Below are 25,378 nucleotides of genomic sequence, written 5' to 3' on the forward strand. Positions count from 1 at the left end.
CCGCCTCAGCCGCCGGTGAGCGCCCGCACCGCGGCGACGACGTCGACCAGGCCGGTGCCCTTGTCGAACGACGTGGCGTAGCCGTCGACGGTCTCGTAGGCCGCTCCGTCGGTGTACCGGTGCGCGCTGCTCTTCAGCGCCGCCTCGATCTCCGCCGGGGTGGCCGTGGGGTCGGCCTGGACGAGCTGGGCGACGATGCCCGCGACGTGCGGCGCCGCCATCGACGTCCCGCTGATCGTGCTGAAGGTGCCGAGGTCGAGCAGCCCAGGGCCGTTGCGGAAGTCCAGCCCGGTGGCGCAGACCGGCAGGTAGGGCCGGCAGGACGAGGTGATGCCCTCGCCGGGTGCGGAGAGGTCGGGCCAGGTCCAGGGGTCGGCGGCCGCCCCGCGCGAGGAGAACCCGCTCACCCCGCCGTCCCGGGTGCCGGTGTCCCGGTCGGAGTAGGAGGCGACGGAGAGGATGCCGCCGGTCGGGTCCTGGCCGGGCGGGTTGGTGAGCGGGGCGGAGCCGTCGCCGCCGTCGTTGCCGGCGGCCCACACGGTGACGACGCCCTCGGCGGCCAGCGCCCGCTGCAGCTTGACGGTGGCCGAGTCCGGGTCGAACGCGCCCCCACCGGAGGGGCCGTAGCTGTTGTTGGTCACCCTGATCGGCGGGCAGACGTCGGCGGGGACGCCGGCGCCGCACGGGGACGCGTGGTTCTCCAGCACCCAGTTGAGCGCCGAGTCGGCGCCCACGATCAGCAGGACGGCGCCGGTGGAGATCGACACCACGCCGGCGCCGGGGGCGGCGCCCTGGATGCGCCCGCCGTCGGCCAGCGTGGTCGGCCGCCCGGCGGCGATGCCGCTCACGTGGGTGCCGTGCCCACCGGCGGAGAGGGTGTCGGTGTCGACGAACCCGGGCACCGGGACGACGCAGTCGGGGGTGGTCGTCGTCTCCAGCAGGCAGAGGCTCTTGAGGGTGGCGACCACGGCGCTGCTGCCGTCGGGGTTCCGCAGGTACGGGTGGTCGGGGTCGACACCGGAGTCGATGACCGCGATGGACACCCCGCTGCCGTCCAGCGGCCGGCCGTCCGCGCCGGTCAGCGTGGCCGCCGCCGCGGCGCCGCGGGTGGCGACGTGGGAGGTCTCCTGCGCGAACTCGATCGGGGTGTTGCCCTCGAGGTAGGTGATCCCGGGCCGGGTGCGCGCGTCCTCGATCTGGCCGGCGGTGCCGGAGGCGACGACCACCCCGATGCGCTCGTACTCGGTGACGGTGCGCATGCCCGTCGCCGCGACCGCCGCACGGGCGGCGGCGACGTCGGTGCCGTGCACCATGACCGTCGTCGGGACGGCGGCCCCGAGCCCGGCGAGCTGGTCGGCCAGGAAGTCCTGCACCGGCGCGAGCGGCGGCTCGGCAGGGGTCGCCTGGGCGGGCGGGGCGAGGAGCGCGCCGGCGACGACGGCGCCGGACACCACCCCGAGCAGACGACGGGACGACGGGTTCATGACGCTCCTCGCGGGTTCCGGCGGCGGACGTGACCGGACAACGAGGGCGGCGCGAAGGGGTTACTCCGGAGTTACGGTCAACTCCACGGGACGGCGATCCGCCGCCCGCCGAGCTCGTGGACGTCCACCTCGACGTCGAACACCTTGCGCAGCAGCTCCGGGGTCATCAGCTCGGCGGTGGGCCCGGCGGCGACGAGGTGGCCGTCGCGCATCGCCACGATCCGGTCGGAGTAGCTGGAGGCGACGTTGACGTCGTGGACCACCAGCACCACGGTGCGGCCCAGCTCGTCGGCCATGCCGCGGAGCATCCGCATCATCTGCACCGAGTGGCGCATGTCCAGGTTGTTCAGCGGCTCGTCGAGCAGGACGTAGTCGGTGCCCTGGCACATCACCATCGCGACGTAGGCGCGCTGCCGCTGTCCGCCGGAGAGCTGGTCCAGGTGCCGGTCGGCCAGCGGGCCGAGCTCGAACCACTCCAGCGCTTCGTCGATCCGGACGCGGTCGTCGGCGGTCAGCCGGCCGCCGGAGTGCGGGAACCGCCCGAAGGCCACCAGCTCCCGGACGGTCAGCCGCACCGTCATCGAGTTCTCCTGGCGCAGCACGGCCAGCCGCCGGGCCAGCACCGGGCCCGGCGTCCGGGCGACGTCCATGCCGTCCACGAGCACCCGGCCGCTGTCGGCGGGCAGCAGCCGCGAGGCGATCGACAGGAGGGTGGACTTGCCGGCCCCGTTGGCGCCGATGAGCGAGGTGATCCCGCCGGCGGGGACGGTGAGGGAGACGTCGTCGACCACGCGGGTGCCGCCGTAGGACTTGCGGACGGACTCGATCTCGATCACTGGCTCTGCTCTCCCACTGGCCCGGTCACTGGCGGGGCTCCCTGACGAGGAGGGCGATGAAGACGATCCCGCCCACGAAGTTGATGACGATGCTCAGGCTGGAGTTGAAGCCGAAGACCTGCTCGAGGATCAGCTGCCCCCCGGCGAGGGCCAGCACCGCCAGCAGCGTCGCACCGGGCAGCACCCAGGCGAGCCGGTGGGTACCGAGCAGTTGGCGGGCCAGGTTGGCCACCAGCAGGCCCAGGAAGGTGATCGGGCCGACCAGCGCGGTCGCCACCGCCACCAGGACGGCCACCGCCAGCAGCGCCAGGTTCACCACCCGGCGGTGCTCCACCCCCAGGTTCAGCGCGGTGTCCCGACCCAGGGCCACGACGTCCAGCCGGGGGAGCAGCCGCCAGACACCGAGCACCACGAGCACGACGACGACGGCGGAGAGCGCCAGCAGCTGCCGGTCGACGCCGTTGAAGCTGGCGAACAGCAGGTCCTGCAGGGTGAGGAACTCGTTGGGGTCGATCAGCCGGGAGACCAGCAGGGTGAGGCTGGTGAACATCCCCCCGAGCACCACGCCGAGCAGCACGAGCACGTAGATGTCGCGCTCGGTGCGGCCGAACAGCGTCTTGTAGAGGATCGCGCCAAAGCCGATCAGCGCGACCACCTCGATCGCGAACCGCAGCCGCGGGTCGGTCTGGGTGATCGTGGCCGCGCCCAGGAAGAAGACCCCGACGGTCTGGATCAGCACGAACAGCCGGTCGAACCCCATGATCTCCGGGGTGAGGATCCGGTTGTTCGTGACGGTCTGGAACAGCACGGTGGAGACCGCGATCGCCACCGCGACGACGAGCATCGCCGCGATCCGCCGGCTGCGCTGCATCAGCGCGTAGTCCCACGAGCCGGTCACGCCGACGGTGAGGAACGCCGCCACGGCGGCCAGGGCGAGGACGGCGAGGACGACCAGCGTGCGCCGGCGGCGGGTGGCGCGCTGCGCCGCGGTGGGGACGGCGGTGCGCCCGGTCGTGCGGGTCATGCGGCGTCCCGGGTGCGCGAGCGGAGCAGCAGGCCGATGAACAGCACGCCGCCGATGACCCCGCCGATGGTGCCGACCGGGATCTCGTACGGGTAGCGGATGGTGCGGCCGAGGACGTCGCAGACCAGGACGAACGCCGCTCCGGTCAGGGCGGTGACCGGCAGCACCCGGCGCAGGTTGTCGCCCATCGCCAGGGTGACCAGGTTGGGCACCACCAGGCCGAGGAAGGGGATCGAGCCCACGGAGACCACCACGATCGCGGTGACCACCGACGCGATGACCAGGCCGATGGTGACCACCCGGGTGTAGGCGATGCCGAGGTTGATCGCGAAGCTCTCGCCCATGCCGGCGACGGAGAACCGGTCGGCGTAGAGGTAGGCGATCACGGTCGCCGCGAGCACCAGGTAGAGCAGCTCGTAGCGCCCGGCCAGGACGCCGGAGAAGTCGCCGTTCATCCAGGCGTCCAGCGACTGGAGGAGGTCGAACCGGTAGGCGAGGAACGTCGCCGCGGCGCTGACGACCCCGCCGAGGAGGATGCCGATCAGCGGCACGACGATCATGTCCGTCAGCACGATCCGGCGCAGCAGCCAGACGAAGAAGAAGGTGCCCGCCAGCGAGAACGCCGTGGCGATCAGCATCTTGCCGAGGACGGACGTGCCGCCGAAGACCAGCGTGGCGACGACGATCCCGAGCCCGACCCACTCGGTCGTGCCGGCGGTCTGCGGCGAGACGAAGCGGTTCCGGGTCAGCGACATCATCACCAGCCCGGCCACCGCCATCGCCGAGCCCGCCAGCAGGATCGCCGCGAGCCGGGGGACGCGGCTGACCAGGAAGACCCGGGCCTGCGCCTCGTCGGGATGGAGCAGGTCCAGGGGCGTCAGGTCGCTGACCCCGATGAACAGGGACGCCACCGATGCCGCCACGAGGGCGAGCAGGGCGACCGCGACGTGCCACCTGCGGACACCACGACGGCGCCCCTCCTCCGGTGCGGTGACCGGAGGAGGGGCGGCGTCGGCCGTGCTGCGTGTCATGAGGATCCGTATCTCGGGTGGAGGGTCACTCCACCGCGGCGGCGATCTCCTCGACCATGGTCTCCACCGACGGCAGGCCGTTCGGGGCGATGTACCAGACCGCCGAGTCGAGGTAGTGGATCTCGCCGGCCTTCGCCGCGTTCGTCCCGCGCACCAGCTCGTTGTCGAGCACCTGCTCGGCGGCGGTGCCGGACTGGCCGATCGCGGCGTCCCGGTCGAGGACGAACAGCATGTCGGGGTTCTGCTCGGCCAGGTACTCGAAGGAGATGGCGTCGCCGTGGTCGGCGGCGGTCAGGTTCTCGTCGGCCGGGGTGACACCCAGCTCGCCGTAGACCAGGCCGAAGCGGGTGTCGGGGCCGTAGGCCGACAACTCGGAGGCGTTGGTCATCACGAACAGCCCGGTGCCGGCGTCCTCGGCGGCCGCCTTCACCTCCGCCACCCGCTCGTCCAGGGCGGCCAGCCGCTCGGTGACCGCGTCCTCCTCGCGGAACACCTCGGCCAGGGCGGTGACCCGCTCCTCGAAGGAGGCGAAGAAGTCGCCGTTGTCGACGGTGAGGTCGATCGTCGGCGCGATGTCGCTGAGCTCGGGGTAGGCGGCGGCGGAGCGGCCGGCGACGATGATCAGGTCGGGCTCCAGGGCGTTGACCGCCTCGTAGTCGGGCTCGAACAGCGAGCCGACCTTGGTGTACTCGTCCCCGCCGAACTTCTCCAGCGACTCGGGGTAGGCCGCCTCGGGCACGCCGGCGACGTCGACGTCGAGGCTGTCGAGCGTGGAGATGACGCCCACGTCGAACACCACGACGGTCTCCGGGTCGACGGGGACCGTCGTCTCGCCCTGCGCGTGGGTGACGGTGACCTCGGCGGCCTCGGTGGCCGGGTCGGCGGCCGCGGCGTCGGCGTCCTCGGACCCGCACGCCGAGAGGGCCAGCACCGCGGACAGGGGGAGGGCGAGGACTGCGAGGGACCGGACGGCGGTACGCATGGATCTCCGATCGATACGGGTAGGCATGCCTAACTAAGGTGCACCTAAGCTGCCACATCGGTTCCAGAGACCAACCACCGGGGGGTCCGGCGGGCCCCCGATCCCGGGAGGCACGGGGCCCGGCGGGAGGATGGACCCCGTGCCGGCACCCGACTTCTCCTGCGGAGGGGCGCGGTGACCGTCGGCCTCGTCGTCGCCGCCACCGTCGTCGCGACGCTCGTGGTCGCGCTCGGACTCGCCTCCACGGCCGCCGGGCGGCAGATCGGCGTCCTGCACCTCGCCGGCGCGGGCCTGCTCGAGGCGGTGCTGGTGGTGCAGGCCGTGCTCGCCGGGGTCGCCATGGCCGGGGGCGACACCCCCGCCGACACCCCCACGTTCCTGGGCTACCTGTCCGGTGTGCTGCTCATCCCGGTCGCCGGCGTGCTGTGGGCGCGGGCCGAGCGCACCCGCTGGGCCGGCACCGTCCTGGCGGTGGCGGCCGCCGCCGTCGGCGTCATGGTGTGGCGGCTGCTGCAGCTGTGGGAGGCCACCGGTGCGTGAGCGCGGGCTCGGGCGGCCGGCGGAACCGGCTCCCGCGGGTGGCACGGCCGGACCGGCACGCGTGCTGGTGCTCGTCTACGGCATCTTCACCCTCGCGGCGGGGGCCCGCGCCGGCGTGCAGCTGGCCACCCGCTTCGACGAGGCACCGGTGGCCTACCTGCTGTCGGCGCTGGCCGCCGCGGTCTACGCGGTCGCCACCGTCGGGCTGGCCCGCGGTGGGCGCCGTGGACGGCGGACCGCGCTGGCCGCCATCGTGGTCGAGCTGATCGGCGTCCTGGTCGTGGGCACGCTGTCGCTGGCCGACCCGGCGGCCTTCCCCGACGAGACGGTGTGGTCCGGCTACGGCCGGGGCTACGGGTACGTGCCGCTCGTCCTGCCGGTCGCGGGCCTGCTCCTGCTCCGGCGCACCGGCGACCGGCGGGAGCCGGCGGCCGGCTGACCGGCCCGGGCTCAGAAGTCGCCGCCGCCGAAGTCCCCGCCGAAGTCGCCGCCGCCGAAGTCGCCCCCGCCGTAGTCGCCGCCGTCGTAGCCGCCGCCGGGATCGCCCCAGCCACCGGCGCCCTCCTCGTAGCCCGCGGCGTAGGCCTCCTCGTCGCCGCCACCGAACAGCCCGCCGTCACCCAGGCCGGTGTCGAAGAGCGCGTCGGCGACCGCGCTGCCGATCACCAGCCCGCCGATGGTGCCCAGCAGACCGCCGCCGACCATGCCGCCGATCCCCGGACCGCCGTAGCCCCCGCCGTACCCGTAGCCGGGGCCGTAGCCACCGCCGGCGCCGTAGCCACCGCGGCCCGGACCGCTGAACGTGCGCTCCATGAAGCCCGGCTGCCGCAGCTCGGCGCGGGTGGCGGCGCGGGCGAGGGTCCGGGGGTCGTCCCCGGCCGGCCGTTCACCGGCGGGGACGGCGTCGGCCAGCTGGGCCAGCACCTGCCGGCGCTGCTCGGGCGTCAGCTGCTCGAACGCCTCCGCGTGCGCCTGCTCGATCTGGTCCGGCGGCGCGGTGCGCAGCAGGTAGCGGTAGCGCTCCAGCGCCTGCTCGTCGGCCGAACCGGCTGCGGCCGGCCGGGCGGGGCGCTCGTCGTCGGCGTACCAGCCGCCGTCGCGCCGGTCGTACCCCCGGCCATGGCTCTGGCCGTACCCCTGGCCGTAGCCCTGGCCGTACCCCTGGCCGTAGCCCTGGCCGTACCCCTGGCCGTAGCCGCCGTCGTCGCGCCGTCTGCGGCCGAAGAGCCGGTCGAGCAGTCCCATGGCGTCCCTCCTCGCGTCCGGAGCGTGCGCACCCCGCCGCAGTCGGTGCCCCGGATCCGGCCGGAGGAACCGCGGGTCAGCTCTCGCCGCTGCGCAGCAGCCCGTACGCGCCGCGGTGGAACAGCAGCGGACGGCGGTCGGGGGCGGCCCCCAGGTCGAGCACCCGCGCCACGACGATCGTGTGGTCGCCGCCGTCGTACTCCGCCCACAGCTCGCCGTCGATCCAGGCCACCACGTCCTCGAGCACGGGGGAGCCGTGGGCACTGGCCCGCCAGGGGACGCCGGCGAACTTGTCGGCGCCGGACCGGGCGAAGTTCTGCGAGACGGCGTCCTGCCCCTCGGACAGCACGTTGACGCAGAACCGCCCGATCTCGCGCAGCCGCGCCCAGGTGCGCGAGGTGCGCGCGGGGGCGAGGGCGACCAGCGGCGGATCCAGGGACAGCGAGCTGAAGGACTGGCAGGTGAAGCCGATCGGCCCGTCGGGGGTGTCCGCGGTGACCACGGTGACCCCGGAGGCGAAGTGGCCGAGCACGTCCCGCATCACCCGGGGGTCCACGATCCGCGGCGGCTCGGACACCGCGTCGGCCGTCATCCGCGCTCCCCGGCCGCGCGCGGCACCGACCGGCCCCCGGCGCGGTACAGCGAGCTCGGCAGCTCGTGCCCGACGGCCTGCTCGGTGATCCGGGCGGCCGTCAGGAGGCCGTCGAGGTCCAGCCCGGTGCGGACCCCGGACTCCTCCAGCATGTAGACCAGCTCCTCCGTCGCGATGTTGCCGCTGGCCCCCGGGGCGAACGGGCAGCCGCCCAGCCCGCCGACCGACGCGTCCAGCTGGGTGACCCCCGCCAGCACCGCGGCGAGCGCGTTGGCCTGGCCGGTGCCCCGGGTGTCGTGGAAGTGCACGCCCACGGCGACGCCCGGGCAGGCCCGGCGGACCGCGTCGAGGAGGGTGACCACGCGCAGCGGCGTCGTCGTCCCGATGGTGTCGCCGAGGCAGAGCTGGTCGGCGCCGGCGGTGACCGCGGCGCGGGCGACGTCGACCGTGCGGGTCACCGGGGTGCGGCCGTCGAACGGGCAGTCCCAGGCGGTCGCGATGATCACCTCGAGGGAGCCGCCGGCCCCGTGGGCGAGGGCGGCGATATCCCCGACCGCGGCCAGCGCCTCGGCCGTGCTCCGCCCGGCGTTGGCCCGGCTGTGCCCGTCGGCGGCGGAGACGACGTACTCCAGGTCGGCGACGCCGGCGTCCACGGCCCGGACGGCGCCGCGGGGGTTGGCCACCAGGGCCGACCAGTGGACCTCCGGCCAGCGGCTCAGCTCGGCGGCCACCTGGTCGGCGTCGGCGAGCGCGGGCACGGCCTTCGGCGACACGAACGACGTCACCTCGATCCGGCGGACGCCGGTGGCCACCAGCGCCTCCAGCATCTCCAGCTTGGCCTCCAGGGGCACGGGGGCCTCCAGCTGGAGCCCGTCGCGCATGCCCACCTCGCGGACGTCGACCGACGCGGGCAGCACCAGGTCGAACTCGGACATCTGCGTCTCCTCGGCGTCGGGAACGGGTACCACCGCATCCTCCACCCACGGCGGGCGGTCCCTCGATCGGGCGGTCCGGGTCCCTGGCAGCCGATCCGGGGAGCAGACCGTCGGACCCGTCCCGCAAGATGAGTGCAGCACGGGAGGTGTGGAGTGAGCGAGGCGGCCGGCACGCTGCCCCCGGCGGATCGGCGGAGCGCCTTCGCCAACGCGCCGATGGGGATCGCGTTGACGACCCCTGCGGGCGTCCTGGTGGACGTCAACCCCGCCCTGGCGGAGATGGCCGGCCGCGCCCCGGCGGAGCTGCACGGGCGCTCGGTGCTGGACCTGGTGCACCCGGACGCCGCCGCCGCCGCTCAGGAGGCGCACGCCACCCTGACCGCCCGGCCCGACCGGCCGATGCGGCACGAGACCCGGCTGACGCGGGCGGACGGCTCCGACGTACCGGTGCAGATCACCGCCTCGTGGGTGGCCGAGACCGACGGCCAGGCCGCGCACCTGGTCCTCATCGTCGAGGACATCACCGAGCGCAAGGCGCTCGAGGCGCAGCTGGTGCACCGTTCGCTGCACGACCCGCTCACCGGGCTGCCGAACCGGTTGCTGTTCCACGACCGGCTCCGGCACGCCCTCGACCGCGGGCACCGGGAGAACACCCCCACCTGCGTGCTGATCATCGACCTGGACGGCTTCAAGGCGATCAACGACGAGCTGGGGCACCCGATGGGTGACCGGGTCCTCGTGTCCTTCGCCGATCGGTTGCGCTCGGTGCTGCGGGCCAGCGACACCGCAGCCCGGCTGGGTGGCGACGAGTTCAGCATCGTCTGTGAGAACACCGAGCGGGCCGACGCCGAGGCGCTGGCCGACCGGCTGCGCACGACGGTCACCGAGCCGCTGGAGCTCGACGGCGCCCGGGTGCCCGTGGGCATCAGCATCGGCATCGGCACCGCGCTGGGCGGCGAGGAGCCCGGAACCGTCGACGAGCGGGTGGTGCGGGCCGCCGACGACGACATGTACGCCGACAAGGCGCGCCGCCGGTCGGCCCGCCGCGGCTGAGCCGGGGTCCGGCCCGCTCAGCCCTCGGCCCAGGCGGTGACCCGGGGCAGCCGGGCGAACACCGCCGTGACGACGGGCAGCACGCAGGCGAGGACGACGAACGCGGCGACGCCGAACCGGCCCCCCTCGTCCAGGGTCAGCAGGCCGGCGACCAGGGCGGCCAGCAGCACGCCGACGGCGGCCAGCGCCGAGACGAACAGCAGCCCGGCCGCACGGTTCTGCAGCACGCGGACCCCGCCGACGACGAGGCCGACTGCGCACGGCAGGCCCAGGGTGAGGACCGTCGTCGCGGCGTCGTCCTCCCCGTCCAGCATCATCACGAGCATGAGGAGGGAGCCCAGCGCGGTCAGGCCGCCGGTGACGATGCCCAGCACGCCGGCCGCGGTGACCACGCCCGGGCGGGCTTCACCGGGAGCTCGGCCGACCCACCCCGGGGGTGCGTACGGCGGCTGCCCGTACGGCGCGTAGCCGTAGGGCGCCTGGCCGTACGGCGGCTGCCCGTAGCCGGCCTGCCCGTACGGCGCCTGGCCGTACGGAGCCTGGCCGTACGGAGCCTGGCCATACGGAGCCTGGCCATACGGAGCCTGGCCATACGGAGCCTGGCCATACGGAGCCTGCCCGTACGGAACCTGGCCGTAGCCGGGCTGGCCGAACGGCGCCTGGCCGTACGGGGCCTGGCCGTACGGGGCCTGGCCGTACGGGGGCTCGCCCGGCTGCTGGGGGCCGGGCTGACCGCCGGGCGGGGACGCCCAGTGCTGAGGGTCGCTCATGCCCGTCAGTCTGCCCGCCTCCCCGGCCGGACCCGGTGCCGACGCGGATGGGCTCACCCGCGCGAGCGGTCCCGGCCGCGCTGCGCGCGCCGGCTACCCGCCGAGTGCGGCGCCGACGACGGCGCGGGCCTCCTCCTGGACCTGCGCGAGGTGCTCGGGGCCGCGGAAGGACTCGGCGTAGATCTTGTAGACGTCCTCGGTGCCGGACGGGCGCGCGGCGAACCAGGCGTTCTCCGTCGTCACCTTGAGCCCGCCGATGGGCGCGTCGTTGCCCGGCGCCCGGGTGAGCTTCGCCGTGATCGGCTCGCCCGCCAGCTCGGTCGCCGAGACCGCCTCGGGGGAGAGCTTCCCGAGGGCCGCCTTCTCCTCGCGGGAGGCCGGGGCGTCGATGCGGGCGTAGGCGGACTCGCCGAAGTGGTCGGTGAGCTGCCGGTGCAGCTTGGAGGGCGACCGGCCGGTCACGGCCTGGATCTCCGCGGCCAGCAGGGCGAGCAGGATGCCGTCCTTGTCCGTCGTCCAGACGCTGCCGTCCCGGCGCAGGAAGGAGGCGCCGGCGGACTCCTCGCCGCCGAAGCCGACCGAGCCGTCCAGCAGCCCCGGCACGAACCACTTGAACCCGACCGGCACCTCGACCAGCGTCCGGTCGAGGTCGGCCACGACCCGGTCGATGAGCGAGCTGGACACCAGCGTCTTGCCGACGGCGACGTCCTTGGCCCAGCCGGGGCGGTGGCTGAGCAGGTAGGCGATCGCCACCGCGAGGAAGTGGTTCGGGTTCATCAGCCCGCCGTCGGGGGTCACGATGCCGTGCCGGTCGGCGTCGGCGTCGTTGCCGGTGGCGATCTGGAACTCGTCCCGCCGGGCGACCAGCGAGGCCATCGCCGACGGGGAGGAGCAGTCCATCCGGATCTTGCCGTCCCAGTCCAGCGTCATGAACCGCCACGTGGGGTCGACCAGGGGGTTGACCACCGTGAGGTCGAGCCGGTGGCGCTCGGCGATGGCGGCCCAGTAGTCGACGCTGGCACCGCCGAGCGGGTCCGCGCCGATCCGCACGCCGGCGTCGCGGATCGCGTCGAGGTCGACGACCTGGGGGAGGTCGTCGACGTAGCTGCCGAGGAAGTCGTAGGACTCGGCGGCGGAGCGGGCCTGGTCCAGCGGCACCCGGCGCACCCCGCTCAGCCCGGCGCGCAGCAGCTCGTTGGCCCGCCCGGCGATCCACCCGGTGGCGTCGGTGTCCGCGGGGCCGCCGCTCGGCGGGTTGTACTTGAACCCGCCGTCGCGCGGCGGGTTGTGCGAGGGAGTGACGACGACGCCGTCGGCCAGCCCCGAGCTGCGGCCGGCGTTGGCCCGGAGGATGGCGTGGCTGATCGCCGGGGTCGGGGTGTACCGCCCGCCGGCGTCGACCAGCACCGTCACGTCGTTGGCGGCCAGCACCTCGAGTGCCGTCGCCCAGGCCGGCTCGGAGAGCGCGTGGGTGTCCCGGCCCAGGAAGAGCGGCCCGTCGTAGCCCTGCTCCGCGCGGTACTCGCAGATCGCCTGGGTGGTGGCGAGGATGTGCGCCTCGTTGAACGCGGCGTCGAACGCCGACCCCCGGTGGCCGGAGGTGCCGAACACCACCTGCTGCGCGGGCTCCGCCGGATCGGGCTCGACCGTGTAGTAGGCGCTGACCAGCGACGCGACGTCGATCAGGTCGGCGGGCTGGGCAGGCTGTCCGGCACGGGCGTCGCTCATGCCGTTGATCTTGGCGCGCCCGCGCCGTCCGCGCGATATCTGCGGGGTCAGCCAGCCCGGCGCGGCTCTCCGCGGTAGGTGCCGAACTGCCAGACGTTGCCTTCGGGGTCGCGGATCGTCACGTCCCGGGAGCCGTAGTCGGTGGTGTGCGGGGCCCGGAGGATCTCCGCGCCCGCGGCGACGGCCCGGGCGTGCACGGCCTCCGGGTCGTCGGTGACCACGTAGGCGCCGGTCGAGCCCTGCCGCACCGGCCACTGGCCGCCGTCGTCGCGCTCGGAGCCGAGCATGACGCCGCCGCCCTCGGGCCAGTCGAGCTGGGCGTGGTCGACCCGGTCGCCCTCGCCGTACACGACCGTCTCCTCGAACCCGAGGACGTCCACGAGGAAGCGGATGAGCCCCCGGGCGTCGCGGGCCCGGAAGGCCGGCCAGACCACGGGGGCCGGCGTTGCCTGCTGGTCGGTCTGCTGCGGTGTCGTCGTCATGGCGTCGACAGTGCCGTGCTCATGGCGCGGGTGTCTTGTACGTATCCGAACTCCGCCGCGAGCCAGCGGGTGGGCGGCAGGCCGGAGAAGGCCCGCCACTCCCGGGTGAGGTGGGCCTGGTCGGCGAATCCGCCGGCCACCGCCAGCGACGCCAGGTCCGGCGCCCCGCCGGCCGCGACCCGGGACGCCAGGGCGCGCCGGGCCCGGTCGAAGCGCACCACCCGGGCCGCCTCCTTGGGCCCCAGGCCCGTCTCGGCGCGGAACCGCTGCTCCAGGTACCGGGCCGACCAGCCGGTCCGCCGGGCCACCTCGGCAACCGGCAGCCGCCCGCCGGCCGCGGTGGTCAACCGCCAGGCCTCGGCCACCTCGGGCGGTGGACCGGCCCCCGGGCGCAGCCGCCGTCGCAGGACCTGCTCCAGGGCGGCGAACCGGCCCGCCCACCCGTCGGCCGCCCGGACCCGGTCGGTCAGCTCGGTGCCCGCCGGGCCCAGCAGCTCCTCGAGCGGCACGTCGACCGAGGCCAGCTCGCCGGCCGGGCAGCCGAGCAGGGCCCGGGCGCCGAGCGGGGTCAGCGACAGCTGGACGCCGGCCTGCCGGCCGGGATGGACGATCCGGGCCGGGCGGGTGTGCAGCCCGCCGACGATCGTGTCGAACCGGCCGGGGGACTGCGCCGGGTCCGGGTGCGCGGCCAGCTCCAGCGGCTCGTCCAGGGTGACGACGACGGTCAGCCAGGGGGAGGGCAGGCCCAGGTGCTCACCGGGCGGGAGGCCCTCGTGCCGGTAGCCGACCGCCGCGGCGATGTACGGGCGCAGCGCGGGGTGCAGCGGGTGCACCACCGACTCCTGCCGCACGGCGCCATGCTGGCACCGGAGCGGTCCGCGCTCCAGGGCAGCGGGCGCGCTCAGGAACGGCGGCTCCCGGGGCGAGCGACCGTGCCCGCCGGACTCAGTAGCCGGTGGACGCCGCCACCCCGAACAGCAGCCCGAGCACCAGGAGACCGACCCCGATCCAGCCCAGCACGATGCCGGCCGTCGCCATGCCGGACCCGGACTCGCCGCGCTCCTGGATCTGGCGCTTGGCGGTGTATCCGAAGACCAGCGCCAGGATGCTGCCGACCCAGTACAGCCAGAGGATGCCCAGCACCAGCGAGGCGATCGCCATGCCGTTGGTGCGCTGCGGCGGGGCGTACGGGTAGCCGCCGTACGGCTGACCGTAGGGCCGCGGGTACCCGCTCCCGGGTGGAGGCGGAGGACCCGGGTACCCGCCGGCCGGCGGGTAGCCGGCGTAGGGGGCCTGCTCCTGCCCCCAGGCCGCCGGAGCCGGCCTGCCGTACGGGTCGCCGGCGGCGGGCTGACTCGGACCGGGGTGTGTCATCTACTCGCTCCTGGGGTGTACGTCCGGAGCGACGTCGGTCCCCGGGCGGTCGCCACCATCGTGGCGGCCGGCGGCGGCCGGAGGGACGCGGCGCGCGGCGCGACCACCCGGACTGGGGAGTCGCAGCGCCCGCGCCCGCGCGCGTGGGGCGCGCTCGCGGCGACTACCTGCACACGGCACTGGCCGCACTCATGAACGGTGATCGCCGCGCCGGGGACATGCGCTCGCACGCGGAACGGCAGGTCGACACGCTCGTCGCGCTGCCCAGTGGAGCGCTGGACGGTGGCGGACTGCCGACCGGTCGGGGTGAACGGCCGCACCTCCGGGTCACCATCGACCTGATGGCGCTGTGCGCCGAACGAGGGGCTGCGGGCTTCGCGGGCGGTTCCCTGGGATGGGCCGGTCCGATCAACGCGGAGACGGCGAGACGGCTGGCGTGCGATGCCGGCGTCGCACGCATCCTCACCGGCCCGAGCGGGCTGCCGCTCGACGTCGGCCGCGAGCAGCGGACCAGGAGCACGGCCATCCGCCGGGCGATCGAGATCCGCGACGAGCATCGCGTGTTCGCCGGCTGCGACGCCCCGCCCGAGTGGTGCGACGTCCACCACGTCGTGCACTGGGCGCACGGCGGGCCGACGAGCTGCGAGAACGGGGGCGCTGCTCTGCGAGCGGCACCACACCAGCTGCCACGAGGGCGGGTTCACCATCCGTCGGGATCCCGGCACCGCCCGATGGCACACCTACCGGCCGGACGGCACCGAGATCCTCCGCCGCGCCGGCCCCTGACTCCTCGGCGGCCCGGCCCGCTCGCTGTGGCTACCCGCGTGGGGAGTACATGATGACCGCGACGCCGACGAGGCAGAGCAACGCGCCGGCGACGTCGTACCGGTCGGGCCGGAACCCGTCGACGACCATGCCCCAGGCCAGCGAGCCGGCCACGAAGACGCCGCCGTAGGCGGCGAGGATGCGGCCGAAGTTGGCGTCGGGCTGGAGGGTGGCGACGAAGCCGTAGAGGCCCAGCGCCACCACGCCGGCGCCGATCCAGGCCCAGCCGCGGTGCTCCCGGACCCCCTGCCAGACCAGCCAGGCCCCGCCGATCTCGGCGAGCGCGGCCAGGGCGAAGAGGACCAGCGACCGGGTGACGGTCACTCCTCGACCGCGGCCAGGAAGCGTCGCAGCGTCTCCAGGAACACCTCGGGCTGCTCCGAGTGCACCCAGTGCCCGGCGTTCTTGACCTTCACCAGCCGGGTGGCGGGGAAGAGCGCGTCCATGTGCGGCCGGTCCTCGGGCAGCACGTAGTGCGAGTTCGCCCCCGCGATCCACAGCACGGGCCCGTCGAAGGTGGCGCCGGGCGGCGGCTCGGGAAAGCCCCGCAGCTCGCCGAGGTCGCGCTCGAGCAGCTCCAGGTTCAGCCGCCAGCGCCAGCCGTCGTCGTCCCCCACCCCTTCCCGGACCAGGCTCTGCAGCAGGAAGCTGCGCACCATCCGGCTGGGAACGGCGGTGCGCAGAGCGGCGTCGGCGTCGGCGCGGGAGTCCAGCGACCCCAGGTCCACCTCACGCATCGCGGTGATGAAGGCGGCGAACGGCGACGCCTCCTCGTCGGGGTCCTCGGTGCGGCCGCCCTGCAGCGGGTACTCGACCGGGGCGATGTCCACGACCACCAGTGCCCGCAGCAGCTCCGGCCGGCGCAGCGCCAGCTGCATCGCCACCTTGCCGCCCATCGAGTGCCCGACGAGCGTGACCGGCTCCCCGAAGGACGCCAGCTCGGCGGCGACCATCCCGGCCATGTCGACGTAGTCGATGCGCTCGGTCCACGGGGAGTGCCCGTGGTTGGGCAGGTCGAGCAGGGTCACCCGGTGGTCCTCGGACAACCCCTTGGCGATGGTCGTCCAGTTCTTGCCCTGGCCGAACAGGCCGTGCACGAAGACGACGCGCGGGCCGGCCTCGCCGAGCGTCCGGGCGGCCAGGGCTTCGTCGGGGTTCTCCGTCACCGGGCGATTCCACCAGAGCGGGCAGCGCCGCGCGCCGCCCGGCCGCGATCAGTCCAGCACGACCTCCGTCTCGCCGGTCTCGGCGTCCAGCGTGATGGCACCGTTCTGGAAGTCGGTCCGGCTACCGCCCTCGACGTCGTAGACCCCGCTCACCGGGTAGCCGAGCGGCCCCAGCTCCCAGTCCATCTGCCCCCAGCGGGCCCAGATCGGCCCGTAGACCTCGTGCGCCCCGGTGGCCGGCGTGAAGTAGATCGAGGCGCCACCGGGCCGGGAGAAGTTCTGGTAGCGCCCGACCCCGTCGGGCGAACCCAGCTCCCCGGTGGTCGGGTAGCCCAGGGGCCCGAGCTCGTAGCGCAGCGCCCCGTAGCGCGCACGGATCGCCCCGTAGATCTCGTACGCCCCGGTCGACGGGCTGAAGTAGATGGTCCCGGGCCGGGCGAAGTTCTGGTAGCGCCCGATCCCGTCGGGCGAGCCCAGCTCCCCGGTGGTCGGGTAACCCAGGGGCCCGAGCTCGTAGCGCAGCGCCCCGTAGCGCGCACGGATCGCCCCGTAGATCTCGTGCGGCCCGGTCGACGGGCTCCAGTAGATCGTCCCGGGCCGGGCGAAGTTCTGGTACGCGCCGACGCCGTCCGGGGAGTGCCGCTCCCAGTCCACCGGCACCCCCAGCAGCCCGCTCTCCTGACCCAGCGCCCCGTAGCGCGCCTCGATCGCCGACCAGTGGACCGAGACCCCCAGCCGCTCCCCGGCCTGCGCCCGCTCCGCGATGACCGGCCACAGGTTGGCCCGGCAGCCCTGCAGGGAGATCGACTGCTGCTGCATCACCCAGGCGGTGCGCCTCGGGGTGGGGCAGTCGGTGTGCGGGATGCCGATCCAGTGCCCGATCTCGTGCAGGATCACGTAGCGCTGGTAGGACGCCAGGTCGTGCGGCCAGGCGTCGGTGCCGAACCGCCAGCGCTCGTCGTTGATGTAGACCGAGCGCCCCACCCGGCAGCTCCACTGGGCGCTGCAGCCGGGCGCCGCGGCCGCGACCACCGCCGGGGAGGCGAGGATCAGGTCGAAGTCGCTGCCCGAGGCCACCTCCTGGAACGCCACGGTGCCGCCGAGGGCCCACCCGCGGGGGTCGGAGAGCGCGTCACGGGCGACCGTCGCGAAGGTGCCGAGGTCGCCGGCGACGACGCCTTGCGAGGACACGGTGTAGGTCACCGTCCGCTCCGCGGCCGAGGCGCCGGACGGGACCAGCAGCACCGCCGACAGCGCGACGAGGACGGCGAGGAGGAGACGAGCAGCTCGGGTCATGAGGGCCTCCGGCGCGGACCGGTCGTCCACGCGCAGGTCGACGTCGGAGCCGGTGCCCGGCGGACGCTCCCGGACCGGTGCCGGCTTCTGCCGGGAACCGGTCTACCGCATCCGGGCCCGCCGGAGAAGGGGGTCCCGAGGGCGCCGCCGCGACGGCGCGCTCGGCACCTGCGGGGCCTCGTCGGTCCCCGCCTCTACCGTGCCGGGGGATCCACGAGGGGGACGCACATGCCAGGACGACGCCGCAGCGCCAGCAGCGGCCGAAGCACGAGCAGCACTCCGCGCACCCGCCGGACGGCGGCGAAGGCCGCGCCGAAGAATGCCGCGCCGCGCCGGGCGGCCCCCAAGAAGGCCGCACCCGAGCTGCCGACCGCCCGGCCGGGGGAGCGGGTCTGGGTGCTGGCCGTGCCGTTCCGCGCGCCGGCACCGGGGGCCGTCTGGCACCCGGGTCTCCAGGCGCACGTGTGGGTGGGCCCGGAGCTGCCGGCCGAGCTGGCACCGTACGACCCGCCCGCCTACAGCCTGGAGCGGTTCCTCGAGGACCAGCTGAACGAGGAGCCCCGGCCGATCCCCCCGGCGCGTCCGCTGACCCCGCGGGCGCAGCAGTGCGACGGCGCCGACGTGATCGCCGAGCACGCCGCGGCCGGTGGGCGGGTGTTCCTGCTCGGGGACGACCCGGGAGTGGGCAAGACGGGCACGGCGATCCTCGCCGTGAAGGCGGTCGCGGAGCAGCGGGACGTCCGCACCGTGCTGGTGATCGCCGACCGGCCCGCCGCCATCACCATCCCGCACTGGGCCCGCTCGATCGCCGGCTTCGGCGACGGCGGTCTGCGCTGGTGCGTCACCACCTGGGACCGGCTGGGCAAGGTGGCGAAGCTCCGGTTCGACGTCGTCGTCGCCGACGAGGCGCACATGGTGCGGCACACGACGACCCAGCGGTGGAAGCACTGGAAGGCCGTCTCCGGCGCCGCGCGGGTCAAGGGCGCCCCCTACGTGCTGGCCGCCACGGCCACCCCCGCCCACACCCCGCTCGAGCTGCCGTACCTGGCCCCGGAGTTCGCTGCCCGGCACGGCGAGTCGATCCGGGAGTGGGCCGACCTGCCGGTCGCGCTCGACCGGCACACGTTCCACGTGGAACGTGGGCGCTACGGCTGGCAGTGGACCGAGGACGCCGACGAGCGCCGGGCCGACCTCGCCCGGCTGCAGTCCTGGCTGGCCCGTGCCGAGCCGCCGGCCACCCTGCACCGGCCGGCGCCGTGGGGGCCGGTGTCGGTCACCGGCACCCCGGTGCTGCTGACGCCGGCCGAGCGGTCCTCCTACGAGGCGGAGTGGTCGGAGTTCCGGGCGGAGATGCAGCTGGCCCGGCGCGGGCGGCAGACGGCGCGGGGCCGGGCGGCGCTGCTGCGCTTCCGGCAGAAGGCCGGGCTGATCCGCGTGCAGGCCACCGTCGACTGGATCAAGGCGCAGGTGGAGGCCGAGCGGCAGGTCGCCGTGTCGGTGGAGTTCGTCGAGACAGCGGCCGACCCCATCCGGGAGGCGCTGCTCGACGCCGGCATCCCGGTCGCCGGAATCTACGGCCGCGACCGGTTCGACGTCGAGGCCGAGCGGCTGCGGTTCCAGCGGGGCGAGGCGGCGGTCTGCGTCTTCACGGTCACCGCGTCGATCAGCCTGCACGCCGGGGAGCTGCTGCCCGACGGCTCGACGGCGTCCGAGCTGCCCCGCGTGGGGCTGTTCCACCAGCCGCGGTTCTCCGGCATCCAGGCCCGCCAGGTGACCGGCCGGACGCACCGGGACGGGAAGACCTCGCCGTGGCGGGTGGCGTTCGCCGCCGACACCGTGGAGGAGCAGGTGGCCCGCGTGATGGTGGAGCGGCTGGCGGTCAGCGGATCGGCCGCGGGTGCCGACACCAGCTCGCTGCAGGAGATCGCCGAGCTGCTGGACGCCGACTGGCTGCCGGCCGCCGCGCTGACCGAGGGCTGAGCGCTCCTCCCCGATCGACCCGGTCCGGACGGTCCGTCAGCCGGAGAGGTCTCGGAATGCCGACTGCGCGTACCGGCCCAGGTGCATGTCGGACGTGCCGTACTCGTATTCGATGGCGGTGAGCCGCTTGAAGTAGGAGCCGATCGCGAGCTCGTGGGTCATGCCCATGCCGCCGTGCAGCTGCACCGCGCTCTGCCCGACGAAGCGGGCCGCGCGGCTGACCGTGACCTTGGCGGCCGAGGCGGCGCGCGCCCGTCCCGGCCCGGTCGTTCAGGTAGCGCAGCGGCGCCACGGCCTGCCAGTTCTCCCCGCTGACGTAGCCGTCCAGGGGTGGGGCGAAGCCGGCGAGCGGTCCGCCGGGGCGGGTGGCGTGCGGCTGGTAGGCGCGCCCGCGTGGCCCGGCGGCCTCCAGCAACAGCGCGGTCAGCGTCTGGCTCAGCTCCGTGCCGACGATCTTGAGCATCGAGGCGGCGGTCCCCGGGTTCCTCCCCTCGGCCGCGGTGGACATGACGCGGAACTCCAGCACCTCGAGCACGTCGACTCAGATCCCCGGGAGAGGCTCGGAGTTATCGTCCACTCTCTTTGCCGACCGTCAACGGTCAGGACTGACTGGCCGCAGATTCCTTGAGTGGTGGAACGGCGCCCCCCGAACCGCGGCCGCACGCGGGCGGGGATCATCAGAGGCATGCGGCGGGAGGCGAGCATCCTGCATCTGGACCTGGATGCCTTCTTCGCCGCCGTCGAGCAGCGGGACAAGCCGTCGCTGCGCGGGCGGCCGGTCGTGGTCGGCGGGGTCGGGGGGCGCGGCGTCGTCGCGACGGCGTCCTACGAGGCGCGGGCCTACGGGGCCCGCTCGGCGATGTCCACGGCGGAGGCCCGCCGGCGCTGCCCCTCGGGGACGGCGTTTCTCGGCGGCCGGTTCGCCGCCTACCGGCGGACCTCCGACGTCGTCATGGAACTCCTCCGCGAACTCTCCCCGCTGGTCGAGCCGGTCTCCATCGACGAGGCGTACGTCGACCTCGCGGCGGGCCCCGGTCACGACCTCTCTGTTTCCGGTGTGACGGAATTGGGCCGAAGGCTCAAGGAGCGCATCGCGGTGGCCACCGGGGGCGTCACCGGGTCGGTCGGCATCGGCAGCTCGAAGCTCATGGCCAAGATCGCCTCCGACCTCGACAAGCCCGACGGTCTCGTCGTCGTCCCACCGGGTGGCGAGCTCGAGGTGCTGCACCCGTTGCCGGTCACCCGCCTCGGCGGGGTCGGCCCCGCGACGGCGGAGCGGTTGCACCAGGTGGGGGTGAAGACGGTCGCCGACCTGGCGGCGAAGTCACTGCCCGACCTGGTGGCGCTGGCGGGGCGCGCCCACGGCGCGGGCCTCCACGCCCTGGCCCGGGCGGAGGACGATCGCGCCGTCGTCCCGGACCGGGAGGTGAAGTCGGTGTCGCACGAGGAGACGTTCGAGCGCGACCTCACCGACCTCGACGTCCTCGGGCGGGAGATCGACTCGATGGCGACCCGGGTGGGCAGCCGGCTGCGGACCTCCGCGTACTCGGGACGGACCGTCACGGTGAAGCTGCGGCGGTACGACTTCACCACGATCACCCGCTCCCAGACGCTACCCCAGCCCACCGACGACCCCCGGCTGATCGCCGCGACCGCCCGCCGCCTGCTCAGCGAGGCCGGCACGAGCGGCGGGCTGCGGCTGCTCGGTGTCGGGGTCTCCGGGCTCTCGCTCTACGCGCAAGGGGACCTGTTCGCCGACGACGAGGAGGTCCCCGAGGAGGCGCCCGCAGCCGCCCGTCCGGAGCTCCCCGCCGAGGATGCGGAGCTCCCGGCCGAGAAGCGCTGGTGGCCCGGGCAGGACGTACGGCACGAGGAGCTGGGGGCGGGCTGGGTGTGGGGCCGCGGGCTCGGCCGGGTGACGGTGCGCTTCGAGGGGCCCACGACGCCGCCCGGGCCGGTGCGCACGCTGGCCGCCGACGACCCGTTCCTGCAGCCCTCCGATCCTCCCGACTGGCGGGCGCAGGGCTGACCAGCCCCGGAACCGCGAAACGGCACCGCCCGGGGGTCCCCGGGCGGCGCCGTCCGTCGTGCGGCGGGTGCTACTTCTGCTTCGCCACCGAGCTGACGCACTGGCCCTGGTTGCGGAAGGACGGGTTGTTGAAGGTGGCCCAGCCGCCCTTCTTGCACTCGTCCTTGCTCACCGGCGGCGGGGTGTCCCGGATGCCGTCCCCATCGCAGTCGCCGTGGCCGTACATGGATCCGAAGGTCTCGTCGGTGGCCTGGTCCCAGACCGACAGGCACTCGTTGGCGGCTCCCAGCGCCTGCACGTCGTACGGCGTCTCGTTCACCGCGAAGATCACGATGCTCCACTCGCTGGGCAGGTCCGCCGGCCCGGCACTGTTGCCGCTGATCACGAAGTCCGCCTGGTCGGCGAGCAGGTAGTCACCCTTGGTGTTCCAGGTGACGTTGTCGGAGATGACGCCGGACCCGCCGTCGATGTATCCGCCGGTGCGCAGCGTGTGGAAGGTGTTCCCGGTGACCGCCAGGCCGGAGACGTTGTTGTTCGTCCACGCCCGGTTGGTCACCCACTTGCCCATCGGACCGGTCTGAGCGGGCCCGTAGATGGTGTTCCTGGAGATCGTGACGTCGTCGGCGCCGTTGATGCCGATGAACTCGCCGCGCACCGGTGTCGCGCTGGTCAACTCGATGCCGGAGATGGTGGCTCCGCTGCCGCCGGCAAGGACGGTGAAGGTCCGGGCGTTGGCGCCGGTCTGCGTCAGCAGGACGCCGGCGTCAGCGGTGATCGTGACGTCCTTGTTGATCGCGGTAGCGCCGGTGACCGACAAGTGCTCGGTGATGCGCACCGTGTCGCCGGCCGCGGCGGCCGCCACCGCCGCGGCGATGGAGGTGTAGTCGCAGTCGGTGGCGCAGACGGTCATCGTCCGAGGGGCGTCGTCGGCGGTGGCGACGGACGGCAGTCCGACGACGGCGGCGGCGCTGACGACAGCTCCGGCGAGAAGAGCGTGGCGCATGGACAAGAATGGCTCCCGGACGGGCGTGGACCGCGGCCCGAGTGCCGCAGTGCTGCCGCGGCAGCCTCGGGTACCGGAACGCCGATGTCAACGATCCCCTGGGGAGAAACGCCCGCTCAGGGGCTGGAGGGAATGACGTGACGGAACCGAGTACCTGGGTGCGGCTGACCCAGGAGGACCCGCAGCACTCGGCGGCCTACGTGCAGCGGTTCCGCACGCTGGCGGAGCAGGGGATGGACCTCGTCGGTGAGGCGCGGCTGGTCGACGCGATGCTGCCGCGCGGGTCCCGGGTCCTGGACGCGGGCTGCGGCCCCGGGCGGGTCGGCGCGCACCTGCACGAGGTCGGGCACCACGTCGTCGGCGTGGACGTCGATCCGGTGCTCGTCGCGGCCGCGGAGGAGGACCACCCCGGGCCGCGCTGGCTGGTCGGCGACCTGGCCGAGCTGGACCTGCCCGCCCAGGGCATCGCCGAGCCGTTCGACGCCATCGTCAGCGCGGGGAACGTGATGGCGTTCCTCGCGCCCTCGACCAGGGGCGCGGTGCTGCGCCGCCTCCGGGCCCACGTGGCGCCCGACGGCCGGGCCGTCATCGGCTTCGGGGCCGGCCGGGGCTACGGGTTCGACGAGTTCCTCACCGACGCCCGGGCCGCGGGGTGGGAGCCGGACGTGCTGCTGTCCACCTGGGACCTGCGGCCGTTCACCCCCGACGCGGACTTCCTGGTGGCGATCCTGCGGCCGGTCTGATCCGGCACTGCTCTTCGTCGACGGCGGTCAGAGGCGGCCGTTGGCGCGCAGCAGCAGCAGCGCCTGCACGGTCCGGTGGCCGCGCCACTCCAGCGTGGCCGCGGGGGAGTAGCTGGCGAAGTCGACCGCCCACCCGCCGTCGGCCTGCTGTCCGGCGGCCAGCCGGTCGAGCTCCGCCTCGACGACGGCCGGGGCGAACAGCGCGCGCACCGGGCCACCCGGCAGCGGCGCGAAGTCCAGGGGCCGCATGTACTCGTCGTCGGCGCCGCCGGCCACGTGCAGCAGACCGTCCTGCGGCACGTGCGAGAGCAGGTGGTCGACCAGGTCGGCGGCGTCCGGCCGGGCCGGGGCGGCGGCGTCGAGGAACTGGGCGGCGAACGCCAGCTCCATGGCGTGCGTGCTGCCGTCGAGCCCGCGGATGGCGGTCAGGCAGTGGTCCGTCGCCCGGGCGAGCCACGGGTGCCGGCCCACGGCGGCATCGGTCCCGGCCACCCGGTGCGCCACCGCGGCGACGACGGCGGTGATCTGCAGCGAGGAGCGAGCAGGGGCGGCGCCCGCCCAGAAGGGGGCGCACGCCGCCGGGTCGGGAACCGGCAGCGCGAACGGCAGTCCGCCGTCGGGCAGGGTCACCCAGCCGAGCCAGTCGCACAGCTGCCGCGCGCGCACCGTCGTCGTCGGCGCGACGTCGGCGAAGACCTCGAGCGCGTGCAGCGCCCCGCCCGGCTGACTCGATCCCGAGCGGAGGTCGGGCTCCAGGCCCCAGCCGTACCCGCCGTCGGCGTTGCGGTAGCCGTCGACGGCGGCCAGCACCGGCTCGGGCCCGCCGCCTCCGAACAGCAGCTCGAAGCGGCGCCGGTCCAGTACGCGGCCCGCGCCGGCGAGGAAGGCGGCGGCCGCGGCCAGGTCGACGGTCACCCGGCCACCCTGGCGCATCGCGGCCGCCGCGTCAGCGGCCCGTCACCCGCCTTCCTGTTTCCCGTGAAACCGATCCGCACCGGCGGGGGACCGGTCACTCCACGGGCGGCGGCGGCACCGCCGGCAGCGGCACCCCGAGGGCGACGGTGAGGTCCCGGACCACCAGCGGGTCCTCCAGCCGCGGCCCGTAGATCTCGCGCAGCTGCGTCATCCGGTAGCGGACCGTCTGCGGGTGCACGAACAACGCGGCGGCTACCTGGTCCCGCCGGCCGTGGTGCAGCAGCCACCAGCGCAGCGTCTCGGTGAGCTTCTCGCGCGCGGTCTCCCCCACCGCCTCCAGGGGCGCCAGCACGCGGGCCCGCAGATCGGTCAGGGCCTCCTCGTCGGCGCGCACCACCAGCTCGGCCAGCCGGGCGTCGGTGTCCACCGGCCCGCCGTCCGGCGGCGCCATCCCGAGCCGGAGCGCGCGCAGCGCCCGGCGGTAGGACGCCTGGGCGTTCCACCAGGCCCGCGCCGGCCCGACCACCGCCTCGCGGCCGCTGAGACCGCGCAGCAGGGCACCCCGGGCGGCACCCTCGGCGTCCGGCACCAGCAGCACGGCGAGGTCAGCGGCCGGGTCGAGCTCGGGAACGTCCTCGGCGGTGACCAGCGTGCGCGGGTCGAGGGAGACCATCGCGCCGCGGGTGCGGCCGTCAGGCAGCAGCACGGCGGTCAGGGTGCGCGGCGGAGCCCACTCGGCGCGCTGCGCCATCGCGGTCAGCTCCGTGTGCGGGCTGCCGGTGAGCAGCCCGTGCGCCAGGCGCTCCAGCAGCCGCTGGCGGGCCCGGCCGCTGGAGGCCAGCTCGTCGGCGTGCCCGGCGACGCTCGCGGCGGAGAGCCGGTCGATGTAGGCGAAGACCAGCTCGGCGAACCGGGCCACGGGTTCGGGCCCCAGGCCCGCGCCGACCGCGGCGGCGCTCATGTCCCGCCAGGACACCCGGGCGCCGACCCGGTAGGCGGCCAGCAGGGCGTCCATCGAGCGGCCGCTGCGCGCCTCTCCCCTGCCCAGCGCGTACGCGGCCTCGACCACCGGGCCACCCGGCGTGCCCGCGTCGGCGTTGCCACCCGCGGCCGCGAGCTGCAGGAATCCGCGCAGGGTCAGCTCGACGGCGGTGGAGATCTTGCGGCCCATCGGTCCGGAGAACGCATCGGCGTAGCTCGGCACCGCGACGATGATCTCCTCGACGGCCCGCTCGGCCACCTTCGGCAGCTCGACGCGCATCGCCTCGGCGACCGCCACGGGAAAGGGAGCGGGGTCCGATGTCATCTGGCTCCTTTGTCCTCGGCGAACAGAAGCTACCCGTCG

Annotated in this window: 26 protein-coding genes and 1 pseudogene; 7 read left to right on the forward strand and 20 right to left on the reverse strand. The window is 74.6% G+C overall.

What is annotated here, in order from left to right:
• Nucleotides 1-5 precede the first annotated feature (5 nt).
• From ACI790_RS06705 to ACI790_RS06725, 5 genes are all read right to left on the reverse strand, one after another.
• The gene (locus ACI790_RS06705) at nt 6-1,484 is read right to left on the reverse strand and encodes a S8 family serine peptidase (protein ID WP_456569015.1); all 1,479 of its coding nucleotides are present in this window, start codon (nt 1,482-1,484) and stop codon (nt 6-8) included.
• 77 nt (nt 1,485-1,561) lie between these two features.
• On the reverse strand, nt 1,562-2,320 hold the full coding sequence (locus ACI790_RS06710) for an iron ABC transporter ATP-binding protein (protein WP_456569016.1): 759 nt from the start codon (nt 2,318-2,320) through the stop codon (nt 1,562-1,564).
• A gap of 25 nt (nt 2,321-2,345) precedes the next feature.
• Complete coding sequence (locus ACI790_RS06715; protein ID WP_456569017.1) at nt 2,346-3,344, reverse strand: iron chelate uptake ABC transporter family permease subunit; 999 nt, start codon at nt 3,342-3,344, stop codon at nt 2,346-2,348.
• On the reverse strand, nt 3,341-4,375 hold the full coding sequence (locus ACI790_RS06720) for an ABC transporter permease (protein WP_456569018.1): 1,035 nt from the start codon (nt 4,373-4,375) through the stop codon (nt 3,341-3,343). The genes ACI790_RS06715 and ACI790_RS06720 overlap by 4 nt, the downstream gene beginning before the upstream one ends.
• Before the next feature lie 25 nt (nt 4,376-4,400).
• On the reverse strand, nt 4,401-5,357 hold the full coding sequence (locus ACI790_RS06725; RefSeq protein ID WP_456569019.1) for a siderophore ABC transporter substrate-binding protein: 957 nt from the start codon (nt 5,355-5,357) through the stop codon (nt 4,401-4,403).
• Between the two features lie 174 nt (nt 5,358-5,531).
• Here ACI790_RS06725 and ACI790_RS06730 point away from each other — a divergent pair, with 174 nt between their 5' ends.
• Together ACI790_RS06730 and ACI790_RS06735 are read left to right on the forward strand one after the other, a co-directional pair.
• Nucleotides 5,532-5,897, forward strand: a complete 366-nt coding sequence (locus tag ACI790_RS06730; RefSeq protein ID WP_456569020.1) for a hypothetical protein — start codon at nt 5,532-5,534, stop codon at nt 5,895-5,897.
• A gap of 61 nt (nt 5,898-5,958) precedes the next feature.
• Complete coding sequence (locus ACI790_RS06735; RefSeq protein ID WP_456569021.1) at nt 5,959-6,336, forward strand: hypothetical protein; 378 nt, start codon at nt 5,959-5,961, stop codon at nt 6,334-6,336.
• 11 nt (nt 6,337-6,347) lie between these two features.
• Here ACI790_RS06735 and ACI790_RS06740 read toward each other — a convergent pair whose 3' ends face one another.
• The 3 genes from ACI790_RS06740 to ACI790_RS06750 form a co-directional block, all read right to left on the reverse strand.
• Nucleotides 6,348-7,142, reverse strand: coding sequence for a hypothetical protein (locus ACI790_RS06740; RefSeq protein ID WP_456569022.1), 795 nt, complete (start codon nt 7,140-7,142; stop codon nt 6,348-6,350).
• A 76-nt stretch (nt 7,143-7,218) separates the two neighbouring features.
• On the reverse strand, nt 7,219-7,734 hold the full coding sequence (locus ACI790_RS06745) for a flavin reductase family protein (protein WP_456569023.1): 516 nt from the start codon (nt 7,732-7,734) through the stop codon (nt 7,219-7,221).
• A complete protein-coding gene (locus ACI790_RS06750) occupies nt 7,731-8,669 on the reverse strand; it encodes a hydroxymethylglutaryl-CoA lyase (protein ID WP_456569024.1) in 939 nt (312 codons plus the stop codon). The genes ACI790_RS06745 and ACI790_RS06750 overlap by 4 nt, the downstream gene beginning before the upstream one ends.
• Before the next feature lie 153 nt (nt 8,670-8,822).
• Between ACI790_RS06750 and ACI790_RS06755 the strand changes: the two genes are divergently transcribed.
• On the forward strand, nt 8,823-9,722 hold the full coding sequence (locus tag ACI790_RS06755) for a GGDEF domain-containing protein (RefSeq protein ID WP_456569025.1): 900 nt from the start codon (nt 8,823-8,825) through the stop codon (nt 9,720-9,722).
• A gap of 17 nt (nt 9,723-9,739) precedes the next feature.
• Here ACI790_RS06755 and ACI790_RS06760 read toward each other — a convergent pair whose 3' ends face one another.
• The 5 genes from ACI790_RS06760 to ACI790_RS06780 all read right to left on the reverse strand — a co-directional run bounded on the left by ACI790_RS06760 (nt 9,740) and on the right by ACI790_RS06780 (nt 14,076).
• On the reverse strand, nt 9,740-10,492 hold the full coding sequence (locus tag ACI790_RS06760) for a hypothetical protein (RefSeq protein ID WP_456569026.1): 753 nt from the start codon (nt 10,490-10,492) through the stop codon (nt 9,740-9,742).
• Nucleotides 10,493-10,585: 93 nt separating this feature from the next.
• On the reverse strand, nt 10,586-12,220 hold the full coding sequence (gene pgm, locus ACI790_RS06765; RefSeq protein WP_456569027.1) for a phosphoglucomutase (alpha-D-glucose-1,6-bisphosphate-dependent): 1,635 nt from the start codon (nt 12,218-12,220) through the stop codon (nt 10,586-10,588).
• A gap of 47 nt (nt 12,221-12,267) precedes the next feature.
• Nucleotides 12,268-12,702 (reverse strand): VOC family protein, encoded by a 435-nt coding sequence (locus ACI790_RS06770; protein WP_456569028.1) that lies wholly within the window; start codon nt 12,700-12,702, stop codon nt 12,268-12,270.
• Nucleotides 12,699-13,553 (reverse strand): helix-turn-helix domain-containing protein, encoded by an 855-nt coding sequence (locus tag ACI790_RS06775; RefSeq protein ID WP_456569029.1) that lies wholly within the window; start codon nt 13,551-13,553, stop codon nt 12,699-12,701. Before ACI790_RS06775 ends, ACI790_RS06770 begins: the two co-directional genes overlap by 4 nt.
• A gap of 94 nt (nt 13,554-13,647) precedes the next feature.
• Nucleotides 13,648-14,076, reverse strand: a complete 429-nt coding sequence (locus tag ACI790_RS06780; RefSeq protein ID WP_456569030.1) for a DUF4190 domain-containing protein — start codon at nt 14,074-14,076, stop codon at nt 13,648-13,650.
• Between the two features lie 143 nt (nt 14,077-14,219).
• On the opposite strand from ACI790_RS06780, the gene ACI790_RS06785 reads away from it, so the two are divergent.
• Nucleotides 14,220-14,915, forward strand: a complete 696-nt coding sequence (locus ACI790_RS06785) for a DUF222 domain-containing protein (protein WP_456569031.1) — start codon at nt 14,220-14,222, stop codon at nt 14,913-14,915.
• On the opposite strand, the gene ACI790_RS06790 is transcribed toward ACI790_RS06785, so the two are convergent.
• From ACI790_RS06790 to ACI790_RS06800, 3 genes are read right to left on the reverse strand one after another with little or no spacing between them, the layout of a single operon-like run.
• Complete coding sequence (locus ACI790_RS06790; RefSeq protein ID WP_456569032.1) at nt 14,893-15,225, reverse strand: YnfA family protein; 333 nt, start codon at nt 15,223-15,225, stop codon at nt 14,893-14,895. The genes ACI790_RS06785 and ACI790_RS06790 overlap by 23 nt on opposite strands.
• Nucleotides 15,222-16,067, reverse strand: coding sequence for an alpha/beta fold hydrolase (locus ACI790_RS06795; protein ID WP_456569033.1), 846 nt, complete (start codon nt 16,065-16,067; stop codon nt 15,222-15,224). Before ACI790_RS06795 ends, ACI790_RS06790 begins: the two co-directional genes overlap by 4 nt.
• 48 nt (nt 16,068-16,115) lie before the next feature.
• A complete protein-coding gene (locus ACI790_RS06800; protein WP_456569034.1) occupies nt 16,116-17,363 on the reverse strand; it encodes a DUF3152 domain-containing protein in 1,248 nt (415 codons plus the stop codon).
• 228 nt (nt 17,364-17,591) lie between these two features.
• On the opposite strand from ACI790_RS06800, the gene ACI790_RS06805 reads away from it, so the two are divergent.
• Complete coding sequence (locus tag ACI790_RS06805) at nt 17,592-19,343, forward strand: helicase (protein WP_456569035.1); 1,752 nt, start codon at nt 17,592-17,594, stop codon at nt 19,341-19,343.
• 36 nt (nt 19,344-19,379) lie between these two features.
• Here the strand turns inward: ACI790_RS06805 and ACI790_RS06810 are convergent.
• Nucleotides 19,380-19,583, reverse strand: a pseudogene (locus ACI790_RS06810) (acyl-CoA dehydrogenase family protein); the annotation flags it as partial.
• Between the two features lie 445 nt (nt 19,584-20,028).
• On the opposite strand from ACI790_RS06810, the gene ACI790_RS06815 reads away from it, so the two are divergent.
• Nucleotides 20,029-21,372, forward strand: a complete 1,344-nt coding sequence (locus ACI790_RS06815; RefSeq protein WP_456569036.1) for a DNA polymerase IV — start codon at nt 20,029-20,031, stop codon at nt 21,370-21,372.
• Between the two features lie 70 nt (nt 21,373-21,442).
• On the opposite strand, the gene ACI790_RS06820 is transcribed toward ACI790_RS06815, so the two are convergent.
• Nucleotides 21,443-22,375: a hypothetical protein gene (locus tag ACI790_RS06820; protein WP_456569037.1), complete on the reverse strand. Its 933-nt coding sequence runs from the start codon at nt 22,373-22,375 to the stop codon at nt 21,443-21,445.
• Between the two features lie 137 nt (nt 22,376-22,512).
• Between ACI790_RS06820 and ACI790_RS06825 the strand changes: the two genes are divergently transcribed.
• On the forward strand, nt 22,513-23,118 hold the full coding sequence (locus ACI790_RS06825) for a class I SAM-dependent methyltransferase (protein WP_456569038.1): 606 nt from the start codon (nt 22,513-22,515) through the stop codon (nt 23,116-23,118).
• Nucleotides 23,119-23,145: 27 nt separating this feature from the next.
• Here ACI790_RS06825 and ACI790_RS06830 read toward each other — a convergent pair whose 3' ends face one another.
• Both ACI790_RS06830 and ACI790_RS06835 read right to left on the reverse strand, forming a co-directional pair.
• Nucleotides 23,146-24,033 (reverse strand): hypothetical protein, encoded by an 888-nt coding sequence (locus ACI790_RS06830; RefSeq protein ID WP_456569039.1) that lies wholly within the window; start codon nt 24,031-24,033, stop codon nt 23,146-23,148.
• A gap of 94 nt (nt 24,034-24,127) precedes the next feature.
• Nucleotides 24,128-25,339, reverse strand: a complete 1,212-nt coding sequence (locus ACI790_RS06835; protein WP_456569040.1) for a PucR family transcriptional regulator — start codon at nt 25,337-25,339, stop codon at nt 24,128-24,130.
• Nucleotides 25,340-25,378: the final 39 nt, after the last annotated feature.

Source organism: Blastococcus sp. SYSU DS0539, assembly GCF_054050855.1.

Excerpts from the sequence above, each read along its gene's own strand:
- ACI790_RS06705 (WP_456569015.1), bottom strand. The coding sequence starts at position 1,484 with ATGAACCCGTCGTCCCGTCGTCTGCTCGGGGTGGTGTCCGGCGCCGTC.
- ACI790_RS06725 (WP_456569019.1), bottom strand. The coding sequence starts at position 5,357 with ATGCGTACCGCCGTCCGGTCCCTCGCAGTCCTCGCCCTCCCCCTGTCC.
- ACI790_RS06720 (WP_456569018.1), bottom strand. The coding sequence starts at position 4,375 with ATGACACGCAGCACGGCCGACGCCGCCCCTCCTCCGGTCACCGCACCG.
- ACI790_RS06835 (WP_456569040.1), bottom strand. The coding sequence starts at position 25,339 with ATGACATCGGACCCCGCTCCCTTTCCCGTGGCGGTCGCCGAGGCGATG.
- ACI790_RS06745 (WP_456569023.1), bottom strand. The coding sequence starts at position 7,734 with ATGACGGCCGACGCGGTGTCCGAGCCGCCGCGGATCGTGGACCCCCGG.
- ACI790_RS06820 (WP_456569037.1), bottom strand. The coding sequence starts at position 22,375 with ATGCGCCACGCTCTTCTCGCCGGAGCTGTCGTCAGCGCCGCCGCCGTC.
- ACI790_RS06800 (WP_456569034.1), bottom strand. The coding sequence starts at position 17,363 with ATGACCCGAGCTGCTCGTCTCCTCCTCGCCGTCCTCGTCGCGCTGTCG.
- ACI790_RS06780 (WP_456569030.1), bottom strand. The coding sequence starts at position 14,076 with ATGACACACCCCGGTCCGAGTCAGCCCGCCGCCGGCGACCCGTACGGC.
- pgm (WP_456569027.1), bottom strand. The coding sequence starts at position 12,220 with ATGAGCGACGCCCGTGCCGGACAGCCTGCCCAGCCCGCCGACCTGATC.
- ACI790_RS06740 (WP_456569022.1), bottom strand. The coding sequence starts at position 7,142 with ATGGGACTGCTCGACCGGCTCTTCGGCCGCAGACGGCGCGACGACGGC.
- ACI790_RS06760 (WP_456569026.1), bottom strand. The coding sequence starts at position 10,492 with ATGAGCGACCCTCAGCACTGGGCGTCCCCGCCCGGCGGTCAGCCCGGC.
- ACI790_RS06805 (WP_456569035.1), top strand. The coding sequence starts at position 17,592 with ATGCCAGGACGACGCCGCAGCGCCAGCAGCGGCCGAAGCACGAGCAGC.
- ACI790_RS06715 (WP_456569017.1), bottom strand. The coding sequence starts at position 3,344 with ATGACCCGCACGACCGGGCGCACCGCCGTCCCCACCGCGGCGCAGCGC.
- ACI790_RS06770 (WP_456569028.1), bottom strand. The coding sequence starts at position 12,702 with ATGACGACGACACCGCAGCAGACCGACCAGCAGGCAACGCCGGCCCCC.
- ACI790_RS06750 (WP_456569024.1), bottom strand. The coding sequence starts at position 8,669 with ATGTCCGAGTTCGACCTGGTGCTGCCCGCGTCGGTCGACGTCCGCGAG.
- ACI790_RS06815 (WP_456569036.1), top strand. The coding sequence starts at position 20,029 with ATGCGGCGGGAGGCGAGCATCCTGCATCTGGACCTGGATGCCTTCTTC.